8 protein-coding genes and 1 rRNA gene (1 of these 9 cut by a window edge) are annotated in these 10,195 nt (G+C 59.1%); all 9 read right to left on the bottom strand.

The features are described from left to right. Positions 1-175: ribosomal RNA gene (locus tag ACN19L_RS14785) — 16S ribosomal RNA — on the bottom strand (it extends 1,340 nt beyond the left edge of the window). 900 nt (positions 176-1,075) lie between these two features. Next, entirely contained in the window at positions 1,076-2,368 is a 1,293-nt protein-coding gene (locus ACN19L_RS14780; protein ID WP_426490260.1) for a serine hydrolase, read from the bottom strand. A 209-nt stretch (positions 2,369-2,577) separates the two neighbouring features. Next, the gene (locus tag ACN19L_RS14775; protein ID WP_426490259.1) at positions 2,578-3,867 is read right to left on the bottom strand and encodes a hypothetical protein; all 1,290 of its coding nucleotides are present in this window, start codon (positions 3,865-3,867) and stop codon (positions 2,578-2,580) included. A 59-nt stretch (positions 3,868-3,926) separates the two neighbouring features. Then, complete coding sequence (locus tag ACN19L_RS14770) at positions 3,927-4,766, bottom strand: ion transporter (protein WP_426490258.1); 840 nt, start codon at positions 4,764-4,766, stop codon at positions 3,927-3,929. Between the two features lie 21 nt (positions 4,767-4,787). Beyond that, the gene (locus tag ACN19L_RS14765) at positions 4,788-6,104 is read right to left on the bottom strand and encodes an APC family permease (RefSeq protein ID WP_426490257.1); all 1,317 of its coding nucleotides are present in this window, start codon (positions 6,102-6,104) and stop codon (positions 4,788-4,790) included. A gap of 337 nt (positions 6,105-6,441) precedes the next feature. Further along, entirely contained in the window at positions 6,442-6,966 is a 525-nt protein-coding gene (locus ACN19L_RS14760; RefSeq protein ID WP_426490256.1) for a DUF2480 family protein, read from the bottom strand. A gap of 114 nt (positions 6,967-7,080) precedes the next feature. After that, positions 7,081-7,776 (bottom strand): tRNA (adenosine(37)-N6)-threonylcarbamoyltransferase complex dimerization subunit type 1 TsaB, encoded by a 696-nt coding sequence (tsaB, locus tag ACN19L_RS14755; RefSeq protein ID WP_426490255.1) that lies wholly within the window; start codon positions 7,774-7,776, stop codon positions 7,081-7,083. A gap of 31 nt (positions 7,777-7,807) precedes the next feature. Continuing rightward, on the bottom strand, positions 7,808-8,356 hold the full coding sequence (locus tag ACN19L_RS14750) for a hypothetical protein (RefSeq protein WP_426490254.1): 549 nt from the start codon (positions 8,354-8,356) through the stop codon (positions 7,808-7,810). A gap of 72 nt (positions 8,357-8,428) precedes the next feature. Continuing rightward, positions 8,429-10,141: a S41 family peptidase gene (locus tag ACN19L_RS14745; protein WP_426490253.1), complete on the bottom strand. Its 1,713-nt coding sequence runs from the start codon at positions 10,139-10,141 to the stop codon at positions 8,429-8,431. Positions 10,142-10,195: the final 54 nt, after the last annotated feature.

Raw genomic sequence — 10,195 nt, 5'->3', positions numbered from 1 at the left:
GCGAGGTTATGCGGTATTAATCCGCCTTTCGGCGGGCTATCCCCCAGTCAAGGGCAGGTTGGTTACGCGTTACGCACCCGTGCGCCACTAGCGGTATTGCTACCGCCCGTTCGACTTGCATGTATTAGGCCTGCCGCTAGCGTTCATCCTGAGCCAGGATCAAACTCTCCATTGTAAGAAATTTCTTCACCAGGCCGAAGCCTGGCTGATGTCAAGTGCTGATCCGACTCGTATATGTTGACGAGCTCTTGGTGGGCTCATCCCATGATTCGCTTGAAAACCTGTAAAACCGACTTCGTTATTCCGATTACTCGGAAGCGAAGCCGCTTACCGTTTTTGTCTTTTCCAGTCATTCAAAGAACGTCTGTCACTTCGCAGTGGAAGTAACCGTGGGCCGCTCGCAAGCGGCGCAGTATTCGTGTTGGTAACCCCTTCCGATCGAAGCGGGTTGCAAAGGTAAGCAGCTTTTTGCTTTCTGCAAGCCTTTCTGAAAAACTTTTTTTTCGAAGCGAACTTCGCAAAGCATTTGGTTTTCAGTGTGACTCGCTTCCGGTTGAAGCGGGCTGCAAAGGTAACACCGTTTTTGCTTTTTCCAAGAACCGGGGAAGAAAAAGTTTTTCGCTCTTTTCTTCGTTTTCCGGTTTCCCGTGCCCGTTTCTCGTTCGAAACCGGGCTGCAAAGGTACGATGCTGTTCTGCCTTTTTCCAAGAACCTGACCGAAAAAAGTTTTGCGGTTTCAGCTCCGGTACAGCGCCTCCGGTTGAAGCGGGGTGCAAAGGTAGCAACTTCTTGCTGACTTGTGCAACCCCGGTGGCTAACTTTTTTTTTCACCGAGCCTTTCATACGGAAAGCCGTGGGCGACTAAAAGGGCCCGCAGGCGAAGAAGACGTTTCGCGCTGGTGGCCCGAAGGGGGTGGCAGCGGCCCGCTCCGCGTTTCGGATTGGGAGTGCAAAAGTGGCGGGTTGCGCCCGGATTTCCAAACCCCGGGGCCAAAAAACCCGTTCAAGGCCCGCTGATCCGCCTGTTCTGCCACAGTATCAGCGAGATTAGTTTTAGGGCTACTTGCTGGGTGGTTTAGCGGATCACCTCTGTTGTGGTGAAATCGACCGGTAGGGCGCGGACTGGGCGGGGGCGACGGGCTTCGTACTGATGGATTGTTTGGCCTAGTGCCGCTAAGAAGGGTAATCCTACTGAGTCGTACTCGTAGGCACCGTCGTTGATGATGCCATCCTGGTTGACGTAGAGCACGGCGCTCAGCATAAATTCCGTTTGCCGGGTGGAATCGGCAAAGTAGGCTACATCGGCCAGGTAGCCGTGGGACATGCCTACTATATTATAGATGCGTAGGCCAGCCTCCGGGGTAGTAGTTGGCCGGCGGCCGTAATAGAGGTACTTCTTATAGGCGTCGAAATAGCGGCTGCCGGTATACATACTATATAGAGAGCTGTGTGGCGTGTGGTGGAGGTAGTAGCGCAGGAACGCGTAATCATCGGGGGCGAGATGCAGACGTTGGGCGGCGGGCGCGGCGGCGGGGAACAGCACCAGCCGTAGCAGGTCGGTGACGGATTGCAGCGGCAGATAGCTGGCCGTGGTGAAATCGTAGGGTTGCGGGATGATGCGGCCACTGGCCTGGTAGGCGCGGCCTTTGGTGATGCGGCCGAGCGGGAACGTAAGCGCTTGGGCATTGTACGCCGCGGGCTGCCGGTACACCGTTTCACCGGTAGCGGCGTGGCGGAACTCCAGCGGATTGGTGTGGCGGTTGGCGGCCGTGTCGCAGGGGGCGAAACGGCGGACGATACGCGTTTCGGGAAAGCCCAGCTCGGCCAAGCGGGCGTTGAGCGGGCCCTGCCCCAGAAATTCGTAGAGGCGGTTGTAGGCTTGGTTGTCGCTGACGAGCAGCATCCGCTTGATGTAATTACCCACGGTATTTACCCGGTCGGAATCGGGCGCGGGGTTGTAGGGGGCGGGCGTCTGACAGCGGAAGGCCGTGCCGGTTTGCATAGGCGAGCGGCGGGTGAGGCCGGGCTGGTGCAGGTCGTTGAGCTTCTCGAGGGAGAGAACTGCCGTGGGCAGCTTCACCAAGCTGGCCGGATTGAAGTACTGGCGGGCATCGAGCCGGAAGCTGTGCTGCACGAACGTGGGGCGTAGCTGCGCGTCGCGGTTGATCTGGGTATAGATGATTTGCAGTTCGTAGGCTTTAGCGCGGTTGACCACCGGCAGCAGGCGGGCATCGGAGTGCAGCAGACTATCCAGTAAGGGGCTGTCGGCAGGTGCGGCGGGTATGGAAAGGGGTCGTGGATCGGCTGGAAGAAGGGCGAAGGCAGCGCCCAGCGCCCCAGTTACCAACAGCGCAGCAAATCGAATCATAGAGAAAAGATACGCTAAAACCTCTCCCCTACCCCGCAACGGGCGGCGGAAAACGACGAAAGCCGCCTCCTGACAGGAAGCGGCTTTCGGGTAAGCTTGGTTTTCAGCTCTTATAAATGATACCGAGTTTTAGTTTAGCAGTGTGAGCCTAACAACTACTTTCGAGAGCTTTGGCAGCTTGGAGCCGCCACTCTATATATAGGAGTGGCTTACGGCTGCACCGGTTGCTGCCGACGGGCCAGCAGCAGGTTGGAATCGTTCTGACGCCAGTTATAGCCGGTGCCGAATGGCAGGGGGCGCGGCGGATTGGCCTTATCGGTATAGGCGGCGGTAAGGGCGGGCTGGTACTGCTTGGCGAACAGGTTGATGGGCCGCTTGTAGGTGCCATAGTAGGTAAACTGCCAGTCGGCCGGCTTAAAGTACTTCATGGCAATGCCCGAATCATCCTGCAGCAGGTAGTTGCTACGCTCCAGAATGAGGTTGCGCACTTTGCTGAAGTAGCTTTTGTGCATGAGGTAGGTAGCAGACTTCACGTAGGTGGTAAGCGGACCGAGGGTGCGTACGTACTTCAGGGCGGCATCCTTGGTCTGGCCCAGCTTCCAGTCGCTGATATCGGCAGAGAGGTACACCACGGTTTTTTCCTGGCCGGCTTTGCTGCGCAGCTTCACCTCCACTCCGGGCACCACGTTAAGCCCAGGTTTTTGCACAGTGGCCGAATCGGCGTCGGCGAGTTGGCCCTCGGGGGTGAGCTGCACGTAGCGCAGGGCTTCCACCTGGTGGTCGGTGCGGGCAGCGAACAGCAGCAGCAGCGGCACCACCCCCCCGATGTTCACGCGCTGGTTGGTGCGCTCGGCCGTTTTCACGAGGGAATTGGCTTTGTTGAGCGTGTTGCTGTCTGGCTTTTTGGAGTTCAGCTCCACGGCCATGTCGTTGGTGCGGAAGAAGCTAAAGTTCAGCACCGACCAGAGCGAGGCCTTGAGGGCCGGAAAAAGGCGCGGGTTTTCCAGCGTAGCCGGGTCCGGTACCATACCAATCGGCTCCAGGCCCATCAGCACGTAGGTGGTGCTGGTGGGAAACATGGTAGTGACGTTGAGAAAATCGGGGCCGCTGAAGGGGTAAAACACCGTGGGGCTGGCGGCCCGCACTGAATCCAGCTCGGTGGCGGCCCACTGCTCAATTTTGGCGGTGCGGGTGGTGTGGTAATTGGTCCAGCTCTTGGTTTGGTCGGCGGCGTAGGCCTGCCAGGCGGGCTGGGCCGTGAGGGTCCGTAGCTCACTCTGGCGGCTGACGGGCAGCCCGGCCAGGAAAGCGGCTACGTTGTGCGTAGCCGAGGTATCGGGCGTAGCGGAGGCGGCCGGCGTGGCGGGCCGGGCGGCCGTGGTATCGGGGGCGGCTACGGAGGGAGCAGCGGGTTCCTGACGGGCGGTTTTTTGTTCGGAACAGGCTGCCAGGATAGCAACCAGAGCCGGCAGTAAAAGCCGGACGCGGGAAAAACGCATAGGAGCAAGTAAGGTGGAGGAGAGGCGAAAGGTAAGAAAAGCCGTTTTATATAGTCTTCCTACAGTTTTTCGCCGCACCGCCAGCAGTACTCTGCTTCGGGCTTGTGGTCGGGAGCATGGCAAACGTGGCAGACGACCTGCTTGTATACCGGCGCGGCCGGTGCGGGGCGGTGGCTGGTCATCTGGGCCGATACGATGCCGGTGGGCACGGCAATGATGGCGTATCCCAGAATCATGAGTACCGAAGCCAGCGTCTGGCCCAGCACCGTAACGGGCGAAATGTCTCCGTAGCCTACAGTAGTCACCGTTACAATGGCCCAGTAGATGCTTTTCGGAATGCTGCTGAAACCGTGCTGCCCGCCTTCCACCACATACATGAGCGTGCCAATGACGGTTACCAGCGTGAGTACGGCGGCCAGAAACACCAGAATTTTGAAGCGGCTGGCCTTGAGGGCCGTCACGATGAACTCCCCCTCGCCCACAAACCGGCCCAGCTTGAAAATGCGAAACACCCGCAGCAGCCGCAGCGTGCGGATTACCAGCAGGTACCGGCTGCCGCCAATCAGCAGGCTGGCCAGCGTGGGCACGATGGCCAGGAAGTCGATAATGCCCAGCAGGCTGAAGGCGTAGGCCAGCGGCCGGCGCACCACCAGCAGCCGCAGCGCGTACTCGAGCAGGAAAAGCCCGGTAAAAAACCACTCCACCGCCCGCAGATAGGCGCCGTACTCCCGGTTGATGGGGGCCACGCTTTCCAGCATCACAGCCACTACGCTCAGCACAATGGCTACCAGCAAAGCCACATCGAAGTTGCGGCCGGCGCGGGTGTCGGACTCGAAGATGATCTGGTAAGCGCGCTGCTTCCAGGCAGACTGCGGGGGTTCGGGCAAGCGGGTAGGCATCGGGACGGGTGGCAGCAAGGGTCAGGCCCGCACGGACCGGCGCTGGCTGAGCCAGTACACCAGCAGCCCCACTACCAACGTGCCCAGGCCGTAGAGCGTTTCGGTGGGTTTGTCGCGGGCGATGAACCAGAGCGTCCAGCCGTTGAGCAGCAGAAACAGCAGCGGCGTGAGCGGGTAGCCCCAGGCGCGGTAAGGCCGCGGCATCTCCGGCTCGCGGCGGCGCAGCACAAACAGGCCCAGCACCGTCAGAAACGTGAACAGGTTCAGGATGAAGCCGGCATACACCACCACCTGCGCAAACGACGACACCAGCACGAACAGCAGCGTGAGCCCGCCCTGAAACAGGGTGGCCCGCACCGGCACCTCGGCGGCGCTGCGCTTGGCCAGCCACCGCAGGGCAGGCACATCTTCACCCATGGCCTGCACAATGCGGGGCCCGGCAAACACCATAGAACTGACCGTGGACACCAACAGAGCCGCAATCAGCCCGCCCATCAGTCGGCCACCGGCCGCCCCGAACAGGGAAGTAGCCGCCACGAAGCCTACCTCTACCTGCCCTTTCAGCTGGGCAATGGGCGTGGAATACAGGAAAATGAAGTTCAGCCCCACGTACAGCAGCAGCACCACCGCCGTGCCGGTGAGCAGAATGCGGGGCAGATTACGCTGCGGGTTTTGTACCTCGCCCGTGAGGTAGGCCGCCGCATTCCAGCCGGAATAGGCGTACGACACAAAAATCAGGGAGACAGCAAACGCCGGGCTCAGCAGCTGCTGCCAGTCGGCGGAGCCCTGGGGCAGGAAGGCCAGCGGCTGGGGTTGCCCCAGCGCCAGCCCGGCTCCAATGAAGCCCACCAGCACGGCCACCTTCACGGCCGTTACTACTACCTGCAGCCGGCTGCCGGCTTTGCGGCTACTGGCGTGCACGGCCGTGAGCACCACCACCACGCCCACCGCCAGCAGACGCGGCGGCAGCGCGGACCACACGCTGCCGGCGTACCGCTCCAGAGCCAGCGCTGCCGCCGCCGTGGGCGCGGCAAACCCCACCGTGGCCGATACCCAACCCGATAAAAAGCCCAAAGCCGGGTGGTAGATGCGCGACAGGTAGTGGTACTCGCCGCCCGAGCGGGGCATGGCCGCCGCCAGCTCACCGTAGCACAATGCCCCGCACAGCGCAATTACGCCCCCCACCACCCACAGCATCAGCAACGCAAACCCGCTCTGGATGGTGACTACCTGAAAGCCCAGGCTGGTGAAAACACCGGTACCCACCATATTGGCCACCACAAGGGCCACGCCGGTAAGCACGCTGATTTTGTAGGGAGATGCAGAAGGTGATGCCATGCAGGAACAGGATTTGCGGCCAAAGATGCACATTCCGGCCGGCCGGCGGCTTTTAGCCGAGTATTCCGCTTGCTTCCTGCTGTTTCGGCGGAGCCAAATACGAAAGGCACTTTTGTACCTTATTTCTCAAATTCTGAAAAATAAGGTACAAAATGAGTTCTGGTAAGTCGCCAGACCGTCATGCTGAGCTTGCCGAAGCATCTCTACCGTTTCGCCTGACTTATTCAACGAAGCGGTAGAGATGCTTCGGCAAGCTCAGCACGACGGTCTTTACTATACACAAACAGGCCCGTCAGTAATACTGACGGGCCTGTTTGATAGTTGATCTTTTGTCTGCTTATTCAGCGACTTTATCCTTGGGGCGCTTGTAAAGCGGCACGGTGCTGCATGGCTCGCCGTACATGATGCTAGCCGCTACCGGCAGCAGCTTCTGCATGATGGCCACGTAGGCGTAAGTGGGCACGGGCTTTTCACCGCAGCCTTTGATAACCAGCTTGGCGTCGCGGAACTGCTCCGCGTCCACCCCGGCAATGGCCTCCTGAAACAGCTCCTGCTCCAGGGCCTCCAAGTTACCGAACACGTAGCGGTGAGCGTGGTTCTGAAGCTTGCTGGCCAACAGCATGTAGGCCCAGGTGGGCACAATGGCATCGGTAGAGCAGATAATGGCCACGTTCTGGCCGTCGTACTGCGCCCAGTCGTGGGTTTTGATGAACTCGCGGAAGTCCTTTTCGCGCAGCATCAGGCCGTGGAACAGGTTGTCCTTGATATCATACACCACCCGCTCGCCGGGGTGAATGAAGTCTTCCAGATTAAAAGTAACGAGGCCGGAATTGGCGACGCGGTTGACGAAGAGGGGTTCCATATGGTGTAGTGCTTGGTGCTTGGTGGATAGTGCCTAGTGCTTGATACTTGGGTAGAACATATTCTCTATGCACCAGGCAGTAAGCATTAACCGCTAGTCACCAAGCACTATTAGCTATTTTTTCGGCGTGGTGATGTACACTTCCTTCAGATAGAACGGCTCGTAGTAGGCTACGCTGCGAAATTCCTGGCGGCGGTAGGCTTCCAGCGCCAGCGCCCCCACGGCCACTGCCGAGGGTTCAATACCCGACAGGAAGGCCGCGTGCGGGTGCCCGGCTACCAGCGGACGGAACTTGGCCGCCCCGTTTCCAAAGAACAACAACGACTGCCCGGCCAATTGTTCGGCCAGGGTAGTTTCGTCGAGCAACAGCGGTGTGGGGGCCAGCACTTCCGCGCCATCAGCTTGGTACACGCCGGCGTACACTTCCATCCGACGGGCATCCAGCATGGGGCAGTAGAAGTACTGCTCGGGCCGGGCCGTCACGGCAGCTACCTGGTGGGCCAGGCTCTGCAGCGTGCTCACGGCCAGCAGCGGAATGTCCAGCGCGTAGCACAGCCCTTTGGCCGCCGCCGCCCCAATACGCAGCCCCGTGTAGGAGCCCGGCCCGTCCGACACGGCCACGGCCGCCACATCTGCCAGCGTGTGGAGGGTATTTTCCAGCAGTTGGCTGATGAGCAGACTCAGGTGCGAGGAGTGCGACTTTTCCAGCCGCAGCTCCGTCTGACCGACCAGCCGGCCCGTTTCGAGGTGGTGCAGCGCCACCGAGCACACCGGTGACGAGGTTTCGAGGGAAAGCAGCAACTTGGACATAAGGCAAAGGTACGGCCAACGGCAGTAAGCTTTATGATGCTTGTTTTTCTGTGCCCAACTCCTCTAGAGCTTTTTTCTCCCACTCTGCTTCTTCCAGCAGCTTATTGAGGCGAGGCTGAATGAACCACACGCCTACTGGCCAGAACAGAAACAGCAGTAATGTTCCAAAATAAAACCCGAACTCAGGTTTGCGTTTCTTTTCAACAGCGACGAGTGCTGCTGCCAAAAACCAAGGGCCGTGAAGCATTGCAAAGAAAATGTACAGCATGGGTAACGTAGCTATACCTTCTGCCTGATAAGAACGACTATCTACTAGGATTAATAAGGCAGATAGGCTAGCGGCAACTAGGATTATGTCTATTAGGAACCAGGTTAGGCTGTAATCTGCATCACGCGGCAACAGAGGGAACAGCGTGTTACCTAATACTGCAAACCAAATGAAATAGAGACAATAGCCCACAGCCCCCATTATACCGGAAAGAAACATCTGATCTTCAATGGTCAAATGCATCATAGTCAACAGTATTACTGTCAACAGAAAAACCTGCCAATGCTTTGCACGCAGTGTCAATGTACTCATGATGGGCTTCGTTTAAACAGAAAAAGCAGACCCAATATCGGGCTGCTTTTTCTGTTACTTCCATTTGTGGGCTTACTGGCGGCCGCCGGCGGTGCTGCGCTTGGCTTCGGGGCGGGCTTTGGCCTCCAGGGTGCCGGGCCGCAGCAGCGCCGAGTAGCGCGGAGCGTCGTTGAGGACGGCCTGCGCCATCAGGATGTTCGGGTCGTCGTCGAAGCTGGCCTCAATGCCGCCCTTCTGGAAGTAATAGCGCGACACAATTTCCTGCTCCAGCAGCTCCCGGATTTCGGGTTTGAAGCGCAGTAGGTCGTTGGCTTTGTTGGTGGTCACCTTGCGGCGCATGGCTTCCAGCTCCAGCTTCACGTCGTCGTAGTGCTTCTCGTCCTTCACCTTCTTGGTCAGGTCGGCCAGGGCTTTTTCGGCGTCGGTGCTGTAGCTGATGTCTTTGTTCTTCAGAAATTCGATGAATTTCTGGTAGTCAGCATCCGTAAGCTTGAACTGGCGGGCGGGCGCAATGGTGGCGTGCTCCGAGCGGTAGCGCGTGGCGTAATCGAACAGGTAGCTTTTCTGGAGCAGTACCCGGGTGATATCGGCAATTTCACGGTCCACCACTTCCACATCGGGGGCCACGCCGCCGCCGTCGTACACGGTGCGGCCGGCCAGGGTCTTGAAGGCGGTGCGCAGCGAGTCGGGCACTTTGCCCAGCGTACCATCGTCGGCGCGGTGCGAATAGTCGATTTCCTGAATGCAGCGGCCGCTCGGAATGTAGTACTTGGCGGTGGTCACCTTCAGCTGCGAGTTGTAGCTCAGCGGGCGGGTGGCCTGTACGAGGCCCTTACCAAACGTCCGCTCCCCTACCAGCACGGCCCGGTCGTAGTCCTGCAGCACCCCCGACACGATTTCGGAGGCCGAGGCCGAGCGGTTGGAGGTAATCACCACCATCGGAATCTGGGTATCCAGCGGGGCATCAAGGGCTTTGTAGGTCTTGTTCCAGTCAGATACTTTGCCCTTGGTGCTTACAATGTCCTTGCCCTTGTCCACGAACAGGTTGGAGATGTTCACAGCCTCGTTGAGCAGGCCGCCGGGGTTGTCCCGGATATCAAACACCAGCTTTTTGGCCCCCTGCTCCTTGAGCTTGGCCACGGCCAAGCGCACTTCCTTACCGGCGTCCACCGTGAAGCCCGACAGCTGGAAGTAGCCAATTTCGGGCGTGAGCATGCCGTAGTACGGCACGTTGTCGACCTGAATCTTGTCGCGGGTAATGGCAATTTCCACCGGGGCTTCCTGACCGTAGCGGGTCACCATCAGTTTCACCTGGGAGTTGGCCTGGCCCTTCAGCAGCTTGCTGATATCGGCGTTGGACTTCTTATCCACGTTCACGCCGTTGATGGTCAGGATTTCGTCGCCGGGCAGCAGGCCAGCTTTCTGGGCCGGGTAGCCTTCGTAGGCCGCCTGCACCACGGTTTTGTTGTTGCGCTTCACCACCACGGCTCCAATACCCCCGTACTGGCCGGTTGTCATAGTGCGGAAGTCCTCAATGTCGTCCTCGGGGATGTAGTTAGTGTAGGGGTCCAGCGACTTCAACATGGCGTCGATGCCCGTTTTCACTAGCTTGGCCGGGGGTATCTCGTCTACGTAGTACGTATTCACCTCCTTGAACAGGGTGGCGAAAATGTCGAGGTTTTTGGCGATTTCGAAGTACCGCTCGTTGTCGGTAGCTGCGCGGAAGGATACGAGCAGACCGGCACCGCCCAGCAGGGCAGCCACGGCCAAGGATTTTTTGCGCATAAGAGGGGCTGAAGGCAACTGTACGACCCTAAACGGAAGGCCGGAGGGTCGGTT

Source organism: Hymenobacter sp. 102, from assembly GCF_049949205.1.
Classification (GTDB): domain Bacteria; phylum Bacteroidota; class Bacteroidia; order Cytophagales; family Hymenobacteraceae; genus Hymenobacter.
The sequence above is the reverse complement of the archived record's forward strand: the minus strand, read 5'-3'. Positions and strand labels throughout refer to the sequence as shown.